The following is a 16,819-nucleotide window of genomic DNA, read 5'->3' on the forward strand; positions in this document are numbered from 1 at the left end:
TCAGTTACCTATTAATCAATTCTATAATTTCTATAGTTAACATAGATATCATCTATCATTTTAAGTACATAAAACATTTATATTAAGGATAGATTTAATTCGTAAAATAGGAGGCGCCAAAGTTTTTTAAGTTAAAAGTAGTTATTTGGGTTTGTTTCTTTATGATTTATTGAAACCTTAATCATAGATACCTTCTATGAAAATGATAGAAATGATTACATTGATAAATAATAGATGCTTTATATAATTAAGTTAAGCTCATGAGCTAGCAAGAAAATGGACAATATCAATTATTTATAGGAGGCAATTTATATGCAAAAAACAGTTGCAGGTATAGTAATTCCAGATAGTAAAATAGCAGTAGAGGCGCAAGAAATTCTTCGTGAATATGGTAACGATTTACTATGGAATCATTCAAATCGTGTTTACTTATTCGGTGCTCTTCAAGGAAAAAAAGCTGATCTTAAGTATGATGAAGAGCTATTATATGTTAGTGCTCTATTCCATGATCTTGGGCTCACAAAGAAATTTAGTAGTCCAGACAAACGTTTTGAAGTAGATGGTGCAAATGCTGCACGTAGTTTCCTTCAACAACATGGCATGGATAATGAATCAATTAGACTGGTTTGGGATTCGATTGCACTTCACACAACGATTGGAATTGCTGAATATAAAGAACCCCAAGTTTCATTAATTTATTCTGGGGTAGGTTACGATGTTATGGGAGATGGGTATGACGAAATTTCAGAGGAAATTCGTGAACAAGTTGTATCTGCTTTCCCTCGAGATAATTTCAAACAAAAAATCCTTCCTGCTTTCCTTGAAGGTTTCGCTCATAAACCTGAAACTACTTTCGGAAATATTAAAGCAGATGTTTGCTCATTGCTTCTTCCAGGCTTTAAACGCAAAAATTTCTGTGATTGCGTTTTACATTCACCTTGGAAAGAATAGTCATTACACTTATGACTATTAGAAAAAGGAAATATCTACAAAATAAGTTGGTTACGATTTTGCTTCCTTTTTATATAAAAATTAGAACGAGCTAATTAATTTCTAATTTAATGTAGTGAAATATTACTCATAGAGATAAAAAGCTTGCCATTTTCATTAATGGCAAGCTTTTTTAAGCAAATAATATCTAATAATAGAAGGATCAATTTTTGGGCACTCCATACATGCCCACCAACCTAAGATTTTGAAGTATCCCCAAAACGAAAATTTTATCCTTTCATAGTTGTCCATAGAAATTCAGTTCATTTTTTTCGTGTTGAGAAAGAATGTATTTCTTAGCTTAATAGCAATGTAGTGCTACTCCAGCTTAAAAATATTATTAGGTAACACAATATAAAATCAAACAGTTAAAGGAGCAATAATCTATGTTAAAACTTGTGCATAACGAGACCCACCCTACATTCTTTGAGCAATTTTTCTTTGAAAATCCTGTTCAAAATGATGTTTTTATAATTGAAGTTAACAAAAAACATTTCTTTTTCGAATACGATGCTGTGATTGCTATGATCAAAAAATTAAACTCAAAACAACAAGAATATGTTAAAAGACAACTGCAAATGTATCACTATTTAAGCCAGGACTTAAGTACTTGTTTACAAGCAATCGCAACAGATTACATAAGAAGAATTTTCGAAGAGAACAAAAAAATGGAATGCAAGATTGGAGCCTCACACTCCATCCAACACATGAACTATAGAAGAAACTTATCCAAAGTGGCAAAATGGAGAACTAACGGGAGTTAAGTTCGGGGCTATTGAAACTAAAGAAAAATACTTTTTATAAAATAGTGAAAGAATATGGAGAAAACGAAGTGGCAACTAACTTATAAAGAATTGAAGACGAAAGTTACTTAAAGTAGAAAATTCGGCTTCTTTTATATCGAATTTTGCTTAGCGTATATTTTCGTTAAAATACGGGTAGTACCTCATCGCTATCGAGCTAAGCTCATACAACATCAATTATAGTAGAGGTCGTTTCTTTTTCTAAAGGCTACGTGTAAGGAATTTAAAGACCCCCTCAGGGATCAATGAATTCCTAAGAGGGTGCCTACATGATATAACATATTTACAATTACGTTACGTTTAAAATACGTATCTTTTTCATTTACCTTATAACCATCCTATTTAAGTGTATAAGAACTATGCTTTTGAGATAAAAGTCATTACTTGTTTTATAAACTCGTAACCAAAATAACCACTAAATCCGAATAGGACTATTGCGGCAAATATAGATACCCTTTTAATAAAGGTTGGATTTAGAAAACGTCTAGTAAAATGAACAAAGCTTAATAGGATCATATCATGCATTAAGATACCTAATAAAATACCTACAGCTATTAATATAAATGTAGATGTGCTTGCATTACCTAATGAAGAAACTAGAACCGGACCAAAAACCCCTATCCAAAATACAATATTAGCCGGTGATATAGCAATCATAAAACCAGATAAATAAGCTGATAATAAAGATTTATTAGGATCTTCTCCCTCCATGTTAACTTCTGACTTTGCCTCTTTAATACTTTCTATTCCAATAAACATTAAAAATACAAAACCTAGTAGCCACATAACTGTTTCTACCCATGGGTTGGTTAATACACTAGAGAACCCTAGATAAATCAGAACTATTAAAGATAAATCTACAGTCATTCCTCCTATACCTACAAACCAACCATGTACGAAACCATTTCTCATTCCTTGTTTAGTCATTTGGACTGTCATAGCACCTGCGGGTATCGCTAAAGATAAACCTAACAATATATATGTGAAAAGTGTTATAATCATAAAAATTCTCCTATTATAAGTATTGTAATAATCAAACCCTTTTTCTTTTTCCTCGGGTTCAGCAAATAGAGCCAGAGCACGGCGACTTTTCACATTACTTCTAGCAAGCACAAAAAACTCACAAAAAGAATAAATGCCTAAAATCCCATAAGGTCCTTTACATGTTCAGCATTCTTTTTAGATGTTAATTTTTCAAGTAATAAAAACGCAACATCAAAAGCTGTGCCTGGATTTGATGATGTAATAATATTTCCATCTTGTACTATTAACTCATTTTGTACTATTGCACCAAAATTCTTTAACTGCTCTTTTCGTTTACTCGTTGGATGACTGTATGTGGTAGCTTTTTTACCTACAAGAATTCCACTTTTGCCAAGCGTTAATGATGCAACACAAATACTGGCAATAGGCTTCTGCTTGGCATAAAAATGTTGAATAACATGTAAGAATTCTCTACTGTATGCATCCCGATAAAAACCAGCCTCTTCAAATCCTCCTGGAATAGCTAGTGCATCAAATTCATCTAATTGAATATCATCAACCGTTTTTTCCGGTATGACAGTAAAATTCCAAGTACAAGTTAATTTATTCCGAAGACCAACTGTTACGACCTCGGTTGATCCATCTCCCTCCCATTTATTCCAGCCTAGTACATCTGTAAATACACTAGCTTCTACTGCTTCAAACCCGTCAGCTAATAATAATAAAATCTTTTTCATATCGTAAACCGCCTCCTTCTACCCTTATTTTATACAAGTATAGAAGGCTGATAAATAAGTTCAATAAGGATATTTGATTGTTCGGCTTTATTTTATAAAGAATTTAGGTTATTCTATTTTATAAAAAAAGGTTGGGTAATTTATGGATCAAATTGATAAAAAAATCGTGGGACTATTACAGTCAAATGCAAAAATTTCAATGAAGGATTTAGCGGAAGCGGTTCACTTATCTTCCCCGTCAGTAACTGAGCGAGTACGAAAGTTAGAGGAACAACAAATTATTGAAGGTTACCATGCACATGTTTCTCTAAAAAAAATAAATCGTCCAATTTCTGCACTTATACTGTTTAAATCAACAAATTGTAAATCATTATCTAACTTTTGCTATAATCATCCAGATGTACTCGAGTGTTATAGAGTAGCAGGAGAAATTAGCTATATTGTAAAAATAGCAACACATTCTGTAGAAAGTTTAGAACAATTTATTGATGATTCAATGCAATATGGTACTCCATCAACGAATATTGTGTTATCTTCTTATGAAAAAAAGATAATTACTCCTTTTATTAGTGAAGAGTAAAAATACTAGCATAATTAATTAACTATTGCTTATGCAGAAGGATAATTTTTGTATGTTATATAAAAAAATAAAGACGTTATATTTTTTTAAAAGGAGTGTAATTACAATAAATTTTTCTAATAAATCAGTGATCATAACAGGGGCTGGAAATGGAATCGGGAGAGAAATTGCTTTACATTATGCAGAAAAAGGGGCCAATGTTATTTTAGCAGATATAGACGAAAAAGCAGGTGCAAAAACAGTTACTAAGATAAAAGAACAGGGTAAAGAAGCACTTTTCGTACAAACAGATATAAGGCTCGAAACAAATATTATTCGATTAATGGAAGTAGCTAATCAAACATACGGTCAGATAGATATTTTAATCAATAATGCCGGAAAAGAGTTATTCAAGTCCCCTTACGATATTTCGTTAGAAGAATGGGACGATGTGATCAATACAAACTTAAGAAGTGTTTTCTTGGGTTCGCGTGAAGCAGCAAAGTATATGCGTCATAACAAAGAAGGTGGATCTATTGTGAATATCGCCTCTACAAGGGCGATTATGTCTGAGCCAAATTCAGAATCTTATGCTGCCACAAAAGGTGGGATCGTTGCTATTACACATGCGCTCGCAGCCTCATTTAGCGAAGATAGGATTACAGTGAATGCTATTTCCCCAGGTTGGATTGAAACAGGAGATTATTCAAAATTAAGTAAAATTGATCATGAACAGCACCTATCAAAGCGTGTAGGAACACCAGATGATATTGCACGAGCCTGTCTGTATTTAACAGCCAGTGAAAATGATTTTGTTACAGGTATAAACCTTGTCGTAGACGGTGGAATGACGAGGAAAATGATGTATGAGGAATAGGCGGTAATCAATCAAGAAATACAGATTCGCTATCAATAAAGCCTACTTTATCCAAGGTGATTTACCGAATCATCATGTGAATTTGAAATACAATTGAACTGTCTATAAAAAAGATGAACTGGAATTTCCTATCTCTAATAAAGAAGGGGTTTCTGTTTTTCTTTCGGATGAAACATTTGAAAGTGAATAAAAACCATGAAGTACTCAATGCAAGGACACCAACTACACTAAGAGCGTTAGTTAGATAAAAAATAGAATATATCATATAGCTAGTAAGAGATATTAGTATCACTGAAAGGGCTGTTAATAGCTATTGAAAAGCATAATTTAATCAATCTCAATTACATCACAAAACTTAAATATCCTTTGATTATAAAAAGCATCGGTACAAGTAATCGCCTCATTTAATAGATTTCTATTAGCTGCCGTTCTGTATTTTTTATAAAAATATATTAAAATATTCAGATGAATCTTTTATTAATTCATAACCCCTCCTCAAAAAATAGTAAAAACTACACTTGTGAAATCAATATTTTCTGTTTGCACTTTATATAAATCGATATGTCTCCACCTTAATTTTTGTTTTTTGTAATCCCCACTAATTCTTTTCTCAAATCCCCCAAAATGGATTTGAGAAATTAGGGAACTATAATGTCGTATTGAAACATATTAAGGGGGACAAAAGGTGAACAAGGAAATGAATTATGGAAGTGATTACAAATTTATTCCAGCAACTTCAATTGAAAGTGGTCACGGCATCGAAGTATTACCTGATTTATTTTGCTACACGATTCAAATCGTCAACATATGTTTTGTTGGGAATCCGCATACCGATGATTTTGTTTTAGTTGACGCTGGAATGCCTAAATGTGCAAATGAAATTATCTCTGTTACTCAGGAGCGATTTGGTACAAATAGCCGTCCAAAAGCAATTATTTTAACTCATGGGCATTTTGATCATGTTGGAGGAATAATTGAACTCATTAAATATTGGGATGTTCCAGTCTATGCCCATCAAATGGAGATACCGTTTTTGACTGGACAACAAAGCTATCCTGAACCAGATCCAACAGTTGAAGGTGGTATGGTAGCGAAAATGTCTCCCCTGTTCCCTAATGAACCGATTGATTTAGGATATAGCGTAAAAGCACTACCTATCGATGGAACTGTTCCCCATATGCCAGAGTTTAGATGGATTCATACACCAGGGCATACTCCTGGGCATATTTCATTATTCCGAGAGAAAGACCGAACTTTAATTGCTGGGGACGCTTTTGTTACAGTGAAACAGGAGTATCTGTATAAAGTAATAACTCAAGAACAGGAAATAAGCGGTCCGCCTCGTTATTTAACAACAGACTGGAAAGCTGCTAAAGGGTCAGTTATTAAGCTAGAGAAGTTAAAGCCTCTAACCGCTGTTACTGGACATGGGATACCGATGTCAGGTGAATTGCTATCAACAAGCCTCAAAACACTTGTTCAAGAATTTGATAAAATTGCTGTACCTAATTACGGAAAATATGTAGACAAAAAGATACATTAAGTATAAAAATCAAAACGGAAAAAATTATTAAGTTTAATAAAGAAACACTGTACTTAGGCAACGTCTGTATTATAAGAATGGAAATACACCTTGTGAATAAAACTCGTTATTCCGAAAATACTATCTGTAGTATAAGCCTGCTTCTTAACCAGGTTGTACTTCTTACCATTAAAGGGTGATTAAAACGGGTTACGCTATATAAAAGCATAATCCGTTTTTAATGAAATATTGTATTCCATATACGTTTAAACAATGGAGGAAAATGATGAAACATATTGTTGCCTTATTAATTAAATACACAGCGATAACTGCAGTATTGCTAATCATGCTCAGTATCTTTCAAGGCATTTCAATTCCTAGAGTATTACTAATTTCTCTTTTTCTTACGGGAGCTGCCTATTTAATCGGAGACCTCTTCATTTTACCTAAATACGGAAATATGATTGCTACAATGGCAGATTTCGGCTTAAGCTTTTTCGGAACTTGGTTACTAACATCCTTGTTTACTAATTTAGATGCTACTCGTAACATTGGACTTTCTTCATTCTTAGCCGCATTAATTATTGGCGGAATAGAGGTTTTCTTCCACATTTATATGAAGAGACTAGTACTGCGTAACGATGATGAATTAAGAAATCACAACCATATTCATCATGATAAATATGCTATGGAAATGTCAGATGAATATATGGATTCTTCTACAATAAATAAATCTAAAGTTGAGGATACATCTAAAAAATAAAAAAGTGGCCAATACCACTTTTTTATTTTTGTTTATTAAGCTTGATCAGAATTTCTTACATGTAATGGAGGTGGAACTACCCACCCTTTTTTCTTACTTAAACGCAGCAACGTTACACCTGCTTGCGCTTTTTTCATATGAAATTGTCCAAATAGCATCCCTACATCCTCTCGAAGACATTTCCCCATCACTTGACTACATGTCACAAGTCCAGCTGCTAGCCCTGCAGATACAGCAGCAGCAATTTCAACATCATTAATACGTGCCCCTGGGGGAATGTCTTCGATAGATGCAACTGGTCGTTCTGGAGGAGCAGGCGGTAAAGCTACCCCATTAATCTTTAAAAGAGTTTTTAACTCTTCTACTTCTGAATTCATATCATTTTCAATTAAGCTTTCTAAAAACTTCTTCAAATCTTCGTCACCTGTGTGGTTCATAAATACTTGATGGCTTGCAATTGCACCTTGTGCTGCTAAAAGATAACTCCAAATATCAAATACTTCTCCGTAATGTAACGGTTCATTTTGAGGATTTCCACTTAAAATACCCATTTTTAAATTCCTCCCTTTCGAAAATATCATAATAAATATTGATTTCAATATTGAAATCAAATTTTTAAGTATGCTTTTTCCTGCAAAAGATTTTCTACTATGCATGGAAAACACCTTTCCAACACTGCGTGTTTATTGTTTAGGAAAGTCGTTTACAAATAAAATACTCAAAGATTATGAAAGAAGATTATCAATAATCTTTGAGTGAGAATCTGTTTAATATAAGGTTTTTTATTTTTATGAATACACAAAAGAAATTGATTTACATATTTGCTATATTTTATGCCAATTTACTTAGCGGTTAGCTCTACCACCAAGTTGTTGTTCTGCCATTGCTACTAAACGCTTTGTAATTTCACCACCAACAGATCCGTTTGAACGAGCTGTTGTATCTGCACCAAGTTGTACACCAAACTCTTGTGCAATTTCATATTTCATTTGATCAAGAGCTTGTTCAGCGCCTCGAACTAATAATTCATTACGACTTCCACTATTATTATTTGCCATATCGTTTCACCTCCAATGTTTTTAATATGCTACAAATTATGAAATAATAATTATCCTTTTTATGGGAATTAAATTATGTATAAATATTGAGTTTCTTCTTAAAATAGGGCAAAGACATAAGAAAGAAGAGCTACTATAACGTACTTTCATAACAACAATATGTATAAATTTCTCTTTACTAAAGATTTCTGTTTTGCCAAGAGATACATATAAATTATGAAAAATAATTTATAAGGAGATATGAGATGAAAGCTGTAACCTATCAAGGACCAAACCAAGTACAAGTTAAACAAGTTGATGATGCGAAGTTAGAGAAAAAAGACGATATTATTGTAAAAATTACTTCAACCGCTATTTGCGGTTCTGATTTACATTTATATCAAGGGAACATGCCTTTACCGCAAGGGTACATTATTGGTCATGAACCAATGGGCATTGTTGAAGAAGTTGGTCCAGATGTTACTAAAGTGAAAAAAGGAGATCGTGTTGTCATCCCCTTCAACGTTTCTTGTGGACATTGTTTCTATTGCCAACATGAAATGGAAAGCCAATGTGATAACTCCAATCCTCATTATGATTCTGGTGGATACTTTGGTTATACAGAGAAATTTGGTAACCATCCAGGCGGACAAGCAGAATATTTAAAAGTTCCTTTTGGAAATTTCACTCCATTTGTTATACCGGAATCATGCGAACTTGAAGATGAATCTTTACTGTTTTTATCCGATGTTTTGCCAACAGCCTATTGGAGTGTAATAAACGCAGGTGTTAAGCCAGGTGATACTGTTATCGTCCTAGGTTGTGGACCTGTTGGATTAATGACACAAAAATTTGCTTGGATGCAAGGTGCTAAGCGCGTAATCGCAGTCGATTACTTAGATTATCGTATAAATTATGCAAAAAAGATTAACAATGTTGAGGTATTTGAGTTTACAAAATTCCCCGATATGGGAGAACATTTAAAGGAAATCACACATGGCGGTGCCGATGTAGTCATTGATTGCGTGGGCATGGATGGAAAAAAATCGCCACTAGAATTTCTAGAACAAAAGTTAAAATTACAAGGCGGAACTCTCGGTCCTATTCAAATCGCTACGAAAGCCGTAAGAAAATATGGAACGGTTCAAATGACTGGCGTTTATGGTGGCAATTATAATGCATTTCCACTCGGAGCATTTTGGGTTAGAAATATTAATCTTAAAATGGGACAAGCACCTGTTATTCATTTTATGCCGGAACTATTTGAAAAAATAACAAATAAAGAATTTGATCCAAAAGAGATTATTACACACAAAATCCCCCTTGAAGAAGCAAGCTACGGTTATCAAATTTTTAATAATCGTGAAGATGACTGTATAAAAGTCATTCTGAAGCCTTGAAGCTACAATTTATTATTCTTAATGAAAAGATAAGATTACACTCCGTAATCTTATCTTTTTTTATTAAATGCTAAGTAGCTATTCCCCCAATTTCATCTCACATCGAAAATAGTTATTTCAAAAAACTTTGCATTTTAAGGTAACGGTTTATTGGTAAAAAAATGAATTTAAGTATTAAGTAACCAACTAGCGGACACGATAACAATGTTAACTAACTTAAAAGAGGTGTACTTCAATGTTTTATTATAAAGAGGAAATAATTAATATGATTAAGCCGGATAAACCAGATCCAGCTGCTGCAAAAGTTTTACAAGAAATATTAGGCGGGCATTATGGTGAAATGCGTACAATGATGCAATATTTCTTCCAAAGCTCAAATTTTAGAGGTAAAGAGAAGCAATATCGTGATTTACTTCGAGGTGTTTTTTTAGAGGAAATAAGCCATGTAGAACTTGTACAACATACAATTAATCAGCTATTAACTGGATCTGGTGAACCTACGCCAGGAAATGCTGGTATTGACAAAGCACCGCTTGATGAAGCGATTAAACATGCAAATCCTCACCACTTTATTGTAGGTGCTCAAAGTTCATTGCCTGTTGATGCAGCTGGCAACCCATGGAATGGATCTTGGGTATATAGTCATGGGAATTTGATTAGCGATTTATTAGATAACGTAGTACTTGAATCTACAGGTGTACTTCAAAAAACTAGAATTTATGAAATGAGTTCTAATCAAACATTTAGAGAAACTCTTGCATTTTTAATTGTACGTGATAATGCACATCAAAATGCTTTTGCGAAAGCTTTAGAGACATTGGGTGTTGAATGGGGGAAACTCTTCCCTGTACCGAACTATGATATTAATAAATACCCAGAGTGCAGAAAGTATGTAGACATGGGGTTCCATAACGCACAATTTAATTTTAGCTTAGATCCAACAAGAATGGGAGAAATATTCCAAGGTGAATCACCAAGTAGAAACAAAGGAACATTAACAGTAACGGAACCGCCAAAAGGTTTTCCTGTACCAGAACTTCCTGAAATGCCAAATGAACATAGTCCTGGATTAAAAGATATGGATCTTTGAGATAATTGTAACCAACTATTTATTAATAGTTGGTTACAAACCTTTACATAGATTCAAGTAAATTTGATTTTAAGAGGAGGATATTCATTTGAGTACAATAAATGATAAACTATCTATTTTTGCTTTAGGTGGTGTTAATGAAATTGGTAAAAACATGTATGTCATACAATATTCAGATGACATTGTAATCATTGATTGTGGTTCTAAGTTTCCCGACGAGAGTTTATTAGGCATAGATTTAATAATACCTGATGTTACATATTTACAAGAAAATAAAGATAAAATTCGAGGTTTAATTGTTACACATGGACACGAAGATCATATTGGAGGTATTCCGTATTTTTTAAAACAATTGAATGTGCCAATTTACGCAACAAAATTAACCTTAGGCTTAATCGGCATTAAATTAAAAGAACATAAACTTCAAGATTCGACACAGTTAATTGTTATTGACTCTGAGTCTTTAATTGAGTTTGGACAGATAAACCTATCTTTTTTCAAAACAAACCATAGTATTCCCGATTGCCTCGGGATTGCTTTTCATACACCAGAAGGTACAGTAGTCCATACAGGTGATTTTAAATTTGATTTGACTCCCATAAACAATCAATATCCAGACATTCACAAAATGGCTAATATCGGAAGTAACGGAGTTTTAGCTCTCCTCTCAGAAAGTACGAATGCCGAACGTTCTGGATTTACTCCATCAGAACGGTTAGTAGGCGAAAAAATTGAAGAAGCCTTTGTAAAGGCTCACAGAAAAGTTATTATATCTACCTTTGCTTCTAATGTGAATCGTGTACAGCAAATAGTAGATGCCGCTTTAAAAACAAATAGAAAGCTTGCCCTCCTCGGAAGAAGTATGGTGAACGTAGTTTCTGTCGCCTTAGAACAAGGCTATTTAAATATACCTGAAGGAATGTTAATCGAAGCAAATGAGATTAATCAAATGGAACCGGAAAAAGTCGCTATACTTTGCACTGGTAGTCAAGGTGAACCTATGGCTGCTCTGTCCCGATTATCTAGTGGCAACTATCGACAAGTTGATATTTTACCAGGTGACACAGTCATTTTATCTGCCTCCCCCATACCAGGAAATGAACGTAATGTTTCACGTATTATAGATAACTTATTTCTATTAGGAGCAAATGTTATTTATGGATCTGGAAGTTCAACAGGAATGCATGTTTCTGGACATGCATATCAAGAGGAATTAAAATTGATGCTTACTTTAATGAAGCCTAAATATTTCATTCCCATACACGGTGAATTTAGAATGTTACATCATCACCGTCAATTGGCAGAATCTGTTGGTGTCAAGAAAGATAATATTTATGTTATCGGCAATGGAGATGTTGTTGATATTAAAAATCAAACTGCTATGCAAACAAGACGTATTACTGCAGGTAATATATATGTAGATGGATTAGGTATTGGAGATGTTGGAAACGCCTTATTGCGCGATCGCAAACAACTTTCTGAAGATGGTATGCTTGTAATAGTTATAACCTTGAGTAAAACAGAAGAGAAAATAATTTCTGGCCCTGATACAATTTCTCGCGGGTTTGTATATGTTCGGGACTCAGAAGATTTCTTAAATAAAATTAATCAATTAGTTGTAGAAACTGTCAACAGATTACAAAAAGCACATATTAATCAATGGAATGTTCTAAAAAGAGAAATACGAGAATCACTTGGTCACTTTATATACTCACATACAAAAAGAAAACCAATGATCCTCCCTATTATAATTGAAGTGTAACATACTTATTTTCTTTAGTTATTAAGTCTTGTCTTACTTATATCTATTAGTATCTAAAACGGCTTTTTCTAAATAAATATCGCACCATCTAACAACTGATATTCATAATTTTAAGAAACCCTATAACTGCTGTTAATGCTTATTCTATCGTTAACGGGGTTTGTTTCCCCACATTCTTTCATCTGAAATGCAACTATCGTCAATGGTAATAAAGGGTATCTTATTTTTAGTATAAGCGTAATACTGTAACTGACCTTTCTATGCAGTAGGCTAAAAAAACACCTGCTGCATAGAAACATACTTTAATCAATCTCAATTACATCAAAAAACTTAAAAGTACGCTTATTACAAAAAGCATCCGTACAAGTAATCGTCTCTATTAATGGATTAATATCCACTACTGTTATGTAATTTTTATATAAATAACCATCTTTATAATATGTAAGTAAAACCTCTTCCTCACCTAAAAATGAAGTTAATAGCTTATTTTCAATCATTTCTTTTGCATCTTGCGTTACAATTGGACGCGAGGCTTTCGTTTGCTCCTTTATCATTTCTTTAATAACTGCGAACTGCTCCGGCATACTGGCAAACGGTTGCCACTTTACCATACCTCTTCCTTTTGGCATATTAGCATTCTTCACGATTTGTGCCCTCCTAATAATGTGTTTCTATATCTTGCTGTTGCGACGCTTGTGTAGGAAATACCTCGTAAAATACTGTTCTTACCAAATCGTGTTCGAATTTCGTCCATAACTTTCGTTAATCTCATTTCTTTTTCTCTTTGTACAATGTTATCGAAAAGCGAAATTTGCTCTTCCCCTTCATTAATAAGGTTTGTTAATGAAACACTTACTGATCGAATCGGCTCTCCTGTATGGCGCTCATATAAAAAATATGTACAAACATTATAAATATCCATCGTTAAATTTGTTGCTCTATTTAACGTATGTGCCTTTTTTATTCCCCCACCGTATTCCCTGCTATATCCAACTGAAAAATGAATTGTTTGCGCGCATTTCTTTTCTCGTCTCAATCTATAACAAACTTCTTCTATATGCTCTAATAAAATAAATATGAACTCTTCTACCGAATAATCACGCAATAACATTTGGCTTTTCGCTATAGATGTTGTCGCTGGAACATATTTTTCTGCTATTCTACTAAAATCAATTCCATTACTATGTAGATGTAACTCTTCTCCTATTACACCGAATGATTGCTTTAAATATTTCAAAGGATACCGAGCTAATTCTCCAATGGTATGTATACCCTTTCGATTTAATTTCATTTCCGTTTTATACGATATACCCCAAAATTTACTGAGTGGTCTAATACACCATAACTTCTCGGGTATATCGTCATACGTCCACTGCGCTATTCCATCCCTATTCTTCTTCGCTTCCACATCCATCGATACTTTACTCAATAATAAATTCGGCCCAATACCAATCGTACTTTCAATCCTTGTACGTTCATATATTTCTCGCTTGAACTTTAATGCAAACTCGCGCGGATTACTGGCAAACAAATGAATACTTGCAGTCATATCCATAAAAAATTCATCGATACTATATTGATGAAAATCTTCCGGTGCGACATATTGCAAAGCCAAACCCGTTATGAAAGTTGAACACTTCATATACGTATGCATAATTGGATTCACAATAATAATATCTGGTCGCTTCGGTATTTCGTACAAACGAGCCATCTTCTTTATTCCTAACGCTTTTAATGGCGGTGTTGCTGCTAATACAATTGATCCGCTCTGATTCACATCCCCTACGACAGCCAATTTTGTATATCTTGGATCAAGTCCTTTTTTAATACATGATACGCTTGCATAAAAGCTACGGAGATCTTCTGTTGTCAATGTCTTGTAAACTATTTGTTTACTATTTAATTCAGACATACAGAATAATTATATAAATTAACTTTCCTAACAAAAAAGAACGAACGTTCTTTCGGAGATTTTAATTATAAATAATAGTTTTATTCAATGTAATTTCAAATGTGTTTCATGATAATAATGTTAGTTAATTTACATTATCATGACTTAAATCAAAAACAGTCATAAACATATGTTCAGTGACAATAAAGCTGTTTAAAAAATAATTAAGTTGTTTACTTCTTATAGGACTAACGAAGTAGTTTAATGGAAGAAGAATTTATAGTAAGTGTTATAATAATCAATAACTTAAACAAAGGGGGAGCATTTTTGTACAAACTCAATGCATTAATACCAGAGCTATCAGTTTCAGATATAGAGCAAAGTTTAAATTTCTATTCGGAAATTCTCCTGTTTAAAATTGAATATCAAAGATCAGAGGATAAGTTTGCTTTACTGTCTTTAAATGACTGCCAGATTATGATTGAAGAAGTAAATGATCATTGGAGTACTGGGGAGTTATCTTATCCCTACGGAAGAGGAATTAATTTTCAAATTATCACAAATGATATTGATCCACTATATAATAGTTTGAAAAAGAACGAGTATCCAATTAAATTTGATATCCAAGAGAATTGGTATAGAGCTGATACTAAATTAAAGGGACAAAAAGAATTTTTAATTATGGACCCTGATGGTTATCTATTAAGATTTGTTCAAAATTTAGGTGAAAAAGATGTTGAGGCAGATTAAGCTATGTAAAATAGGATGAAAACTTAGTAAATGGGGCAAGCTACTTTTTTTCAATAAGAGGCATTAGTTGAATAAGAATTAACCAACTTTATTACTTTTATAAATTACAGGCTACAACAATTAAATTTAGTTTTAAATGTGGATTTAAAATAAAGTCATACCGTTTTGAATAAAGTTATACCGTTTATAAAAAAGTTGCACCGTTTTACCCCTTTAGATATGATTGTCTAACGGGATGTTTTTATGTCTAAAAGAACTAGAACATCTAAAAATGATAAGTGGTTAAAAGAAGGACGAGGACGAGGAACAGGACGCGGAGTAGATTATAAACCGTTGTTAAACGTTCAAGTTGTTTTTTTAGCGTAATGTGTACGTTTTATTGTAATTTTATTACAGATTTTTAATTAGGATGGTGTTATAAGTGGATTTGTTTATTATTGGGAATGGATTTGATTTAGGACATGGTTTACATACGAGGTATTGGAATTTTCGTTGCTATTTAGAAGAACATCAAGAAGACTTCTTGAGGGATTTCGAAGAGAAATATTGTTTGTGGGGAAAAGGGTTGCAAACTTATCTATGGAATGATTTAGAATTTAATTTAGCTAATATTGATGACTATGTATTGATTGAACAAATGCTTCAAAGTACGGATTTGGGGCTGGAAAGTGGAAATATTGGTATAGAAGATACTTTGAATGATTACTTCGGAGACAAATTTAAGTACATTGAAGAATTAACTATCTATTTAAAAGAATGGATTGAAGTAGTAAATAAAGATTTGGACGGTATAAATAGAAGAACATCTTTAATAGATGAAAGCCATCAAGATATATTTATAAACTTTAATTATACCACTACTTTGGAGGCTATTTACAATATTTCAAGATGGAATATTTTACATATACACGGTGTAGTAGAATCAGATGATGAATTGGTATTAGGGCATTCAAATTCATCTAGAATAGATTACTTTTACGAAAATTATAAAGACTGTCAAAATAGATTTGATGAACAAAGGGCACCAATATATAAGGTTTTAACTGACTATTGTTCTAAAACATATAAAGATGTAAAAAATTATATAGATCAACTACTTTCATTGAAATTTGATGCTGTTGAAAGAGTAATTATAATTGGACATTCTTTAGGTGATGTAGATTTGCCATATTTTGAAGAAGTTAAGAAACGTGTTAATGAAAATACAGAATGGAATGTTTATTATTACAGTGAGAATGATATTAATAATTTTAGAGATAAATTGAATCAAATAGGCATAATTGAACAATATATAAAATTTATTCACTGTGACACATTTTATGATCTACCTTTAGTAGAGCAAACAAAAGTAAATTAAAAATGTGTAATTTTTTAATTTACTTTTGGTCAATCTTTTTATAAAAATTTCATCATGTCAAAATTAAACCCACGCTTTTTGATTAATCTTTATTCCAAACACGTAGGCTTCTTCTATTTATAAAACTAACGTTTGCAGCTAAATTTTAATTTAACTTTATTCCAAACCAACATTAAATAACTTTAAAACCACCTACAAGTTAATTTTAGTAGGTGGTTATTACATTTCTTTAAACACTACAGAAACAACTTTATTATCTCTACACAACATAAGGAGTTATACATATTATTCACAGTT

18 protein-coding genes are annotated in these 16,819 nt (G+C 32.7%); 12 read left to right on the forward strand and 6 right to left on the reverse strand.

Annotation, left to right across the window (positions count from 1 at the left end):
* Positions 1–312 precede the first annotated feature (312 nt).
* Positions 313–951 (forward strand): HD domain-containing protein, encoded by a 639-nt coding sequence (locus tag AC1Q51_RS19460; RefSeq protein ID WP_001174222.1) that lies wholly within the window; start codon positions 313–315, stop codon positions 949–951.
* Positions 952–1,376: 425 nt separating this feature from the next.
* On the forward strand, positions 1,377–1,754 hold the full coding sequence (locus AC1Q51_RS19465; protein WP_097923968.1) for a hypothetical protein: 378 nt from the start codon (positions 1,377–1,379) through the stop codon (positions 1,752–1,754).
* A gap of 396 nt (positions 1,755–2,150) precedes the next feature.
* Here AC1Q51_RS19465 and AC1Q51_RS19470 read toward each other — a convergent pair whose 3' ends face one another.
* Together AC1Q51_RS19470 and AC1Q51_RS19475 are read right to left on the reverse strand one after the other, a co-directional pair.
* Entirely contained in the window at positions 2,151–2,795 is a 645-nt protein-coding gene (locus AC1Q51_RS19470) for a LysE family translocator (protein ID WP_000587495.1), read from the reverse strand.
* A 137-nt stretch (positions 2,796–2,932) separates the two neighbouring features.
* The gene (locus AC1Q51_RS19475) at positions 2,933–3,514 is read right to left on the reverse strand and encodes a DJ-1/PfpI family protein (protein ID WP_097923969.1); all 582 of its coding nucleotides are present in this window, start codon (positions 3,512–3,514) and stop codon (positions 2,933–2,935) included.
* Between the two features lie 142 nt (positions 3,515–3,656).
* Here AC1Q51_RS19475 and AC1Q51_RS19480 point away from each other — a divergent pair, with 142 nt between their 5' ends.
* The 4 genes from AC1Q51_RS19480 (at position 3,657) to AC1Q51_RS19495 (ending at position 7,235) form a co-directional block, all read left to right on the forward strand.
* Positions 3,657–4,094, forward strand: a complete 438-nt coding sequence (locus AC1Q51_RS19480; protein WP_000372089.1) for an Lrp/AsnC family transcriptional regulator — start codon at positions 3,657–3,659, stop codon at positions 4,092–4,094.
* Positions 4,095–4,200: 106 nt separating this feature from the next.
* Positions 4,201–4,950, forward strand: coding sequence for a glucose 1-dehydrogenase (locus tag AC1Q51_RS19485; RefSeq protein WP_001011722.1), 750 nt, complete (start codon positions 4,201–4,203; stop codon positions 4,948–4,950).
* 685 nt (positions 4,951–5,635) lie between these two features.
* A complete protein-coding gene (locus AC1Q51_RS19490) occupies positions 5,636–6,493 on the forward strand; it encodes an MBL fold metallo-hydrolase (RefSeq protein WP_075717659.1) in 858 nt (285 codons plus the stop codon).
* Between the two features lie 265 nt (positions 6,494–6,758).
* The gene (locus AC1Q51_RS19495; RefSeq protein WP_000680673.1) at positions 6,759–7,235 is read left to right on the forward strand and encodes a YndM family protein; all 477 of its coding nucleotides are present in this window, start codon (positions 6,759–6,761) and stop codon (positions 7,233–7,235) included.
* 35 nt (positions 7,236–7,270) lie between these two features.
* Here the strand turns inward: AC1Q51_RS19495 and AC1Q51_RS19500 are convergent, their stop codons facing one another.
* Both AC1Q51_RS19500 and sasP read right to left on the reverse strand, forming a co-directional pair.
* The gene (locus tag AC1Q51_RS19500; protein ID WP_000512135.1) at positions 7,271–7,786 is read right to left on the reverse strand and encodes a DUF3231 family protein; all 516 of its coding nucleotides are present in this window, start codon (positions 7,784–7,786) and stop codon (positions 7,271–7,273) included.
* Between the two features lie 294 nt (positions 7,787–8,080).
* Entirely contained in the window at positions 8,081–8,293 is a 213-nt protein-coding gene (sasP, locus tag AC1Q51_RS19505) for a small acid-soluble spore protein, SasP family (protein ID WP_000002841.1), read from the reverse strand.
* A gap of 245 nt (positions 8,294–8,538) precedes the next feature.
* Here sasP and AC1Q51_RS19510 point away from each other — a divergent pair, with 245 nt between their 5' ends.
* The 3 genes from AC1Q51_RS19510 to AC1Q51_RS19520 all read left to right on the forward strand — a co-directional run bounded on the left by AC1Q51_RS19510 (position 8,539) and on the right by AC1Q51_RS19520 (position 12,524).
* On the forward strand, positions 8,539–9,672 hold the full coding sequence (locus AC1Q51_RS19510) for a zinc-dependent alcohol dehydrogenase (RefSeq protein ID WP_000649083.1): 1,134 nt from the start codon (positions 8,539–8,541) through the stop codon (positions 9,670–9,672).
* A gap of 235 nt (positions 9,673–9,907) precedes the next feature.
* Complete coding sequence (locus AC1Q51_RS19515; RefSeq protein ID WP_065229030.1) at positions 9,908–10,762, forward strand: manganese catalase family protein; 855 nt, start codon at positions 9,908–9,910, stop codon at positions 10,760–10,762.
* A gap of 88 nt (positions 10,763–10,850) precedes the next feature.
* Positions 10,851–12,524: a ribonuclease J gene (locus AC1Q51_RS19520; protein ID WP_098211028.1), complete on the forward strand. Its 1,674-nt coding sequence runs from the start codon at positions 10,851–10,853 to the stop codon at positions 12,522–12,524.
* Positions 12,525–12,826: 302 nt separating this feature from the next.
* On the opposite strand, the gene AC1Q51_RS19525 is transcribed toward AC1Q51_RS19520, so the two are convergent.
* Positions 12,827–13,168 (reverse strand): YolD-like family protein, encoded by a 342-nt coding sequence (locus AC1Q51_RS19525; RefSeq protein WP_147801528.1) that lies wholly within the window; start codon positions 13,166–13,168, stop codon positions 12,827–12,829.
* A complete protein-coding gene (locus tag AC1Q51_RS19530) occupies positions 13,165–14,436 on the reverse strand; it encodes a Y-family DNA polymerase (RefSeq protein ID WP_492331655.1) in 1,272 nt (423 codons plus the stop codon). Before AC1Q51_RS19530 ends, AC1Q51_RS19525 begins: the two co-directional genes overlap by 4 nt.
* A 243-nt stretch (positions 14,437–14,679) precedes the next feature.
* Here AC1Q51_RS19530 and AC1Q51_RS19535 point away from each other — a divergent pair, with 243 nt between their 5' ends.
* The 3 genes from AC1Q51_RS19535 to AC1Q51_RS19545 all read left to right on the forward strand — a co-directional run bounded on the left by AC1Q51_RS19535 (position 14,680) and on the right by AC1Q51_RS19545 (position 16,522).
* The gene (locus AC1Q51_RS19535) at positions 14,680–15,165 is read left to right on the forward strand and encodes a bleomycin resistance protein (protein ID WP_234013886.1); all 486 of its coding nucleotides are present in this window, start codon (positions 14,680–14,682) and stop codon (positions 15,163–15,165) included.
* Between the two features lie 243 nt (positions 15,166–15,408).
* A complete protein-coding gene (locus AC1Q51_RS19540; RefSeq protein ID WP_492331656.1) occupies positions 15,409–15,531 on the forward strand; it encodes a hypothetical protein in 123 nt (40 codons plus the stop codon).
* A gap of 55 nt (positions 15,532–15,586) precedes the next feature.
* Positions 15,587–16,522, forward strand: coding sequence for a bacteriophage abortive infection AbiH family protein (locus AC1Q51_RS19545; protein WP_492331657.1), 936 nt, complete (start codon positions 15,587–15,589; stop codon positions 16,520–16,522).
* The last annotated feature ends 297 nt before the right edge of the window (positions 16,523–16,819 follow it).

Source organism: Bacillus sp. MT94 (assembly GCF_058792475.1).

Excerpts from the sequence above, each read along its gene's own strand:
- AC1Q51_RS19470 (WP_000587495.1), bottom strand. The coding sequence starts at position 2,795 with ATGATTATAACACTTTTCACATATATATTGTTAGGTTTATCTTTAGCG.
- AC1Q51_RS19465 (WP_097923968.1), top strand. The coding sequence starts at position 1,377 with ATGTTAAAACTTGTGCATAACGAGACCCACCCTACATTCTTTGAGCAA.
- AC1Q51_RS19540 (WP_492331656.1), top strand. The coding sequence starts at position 15,409 with ATGTCTAAAAGAACTAGAACATCTAAAAATGATAAGTGGTTAAAAGAA.
- AC1Q51_RS19510 (WP_000649083.1), top strand. The coding sequence starts at position 8,539 with ATGAAAGCTGTAACCTATCAAGGACCAAACCAAGTACAAGTTAAACAA.
- AC1Q51_RS19535 (WP_234013886.1), top strand. The coding sequence starts at position 14,680 with ATGGAAGAAGAATTTATAGTAAGTGTTATAATAATCAATAACTTAAAC.
- sasP (WP_000002841.1), bottom strand. The coding sequence starts at position 8,293 with ATGGCAAATAATAATAGTGGAAGTCGTAATGAATTATTAGTTCGAGGC.
- AC1Q51_RS19475 (WP_097923969.1), bottom strand. The coding sequence starts at position 3,514 with ATGAAAAAGATTTTATTATTATTAGCTGACGGGTTTGAAGCAGTAGAA.
- AC1Q51_RS19530 (WP_492331655.1), bottom strand. The coding sequence starts at position 14,436 with ATGTCTGAATTAAATAGTAAACAAATAGTTTACAAGACATTGACAACA.
- AC1Q51_RS19480 (WP_000372089.1), top strand. The coding sequence starts at position 3,657 with ATGGATCAAATTGATAAAAAAATCGTGGGACTATTACAGTCAAATGCA.
- AC1Q51_RS19460 (WP_001174222.1), top strand. The coding sequence starts at position 313 with ATGCAAAAAACAGTTGCAGGTATAGTAATTCCAGATAGTAAAATAGCA.
- AC1Q51_RS19500 (WP_000512135.1), bottom strand. The coding sequence starts at position 7,786 with ATGGGTATTTTAAGTGGAAATCCTCAAAATGAACCGTTACATTACGGA.
- AC1Q51_RS19515 (WP_065229030.1), top strand. The coding sequence starts at position 9,908 with ATGTTTTATTATAAAGAGGAAATAATTAATATGATTAAGCCGGATAAA.
- AC1Q51_RS19495 (WP_000680673.1), top strand. The coding sequence starts at position 6,759 with ATGAAACATATTGTTGCCTTATTAATTAAATACACAGCGATAACTGCA.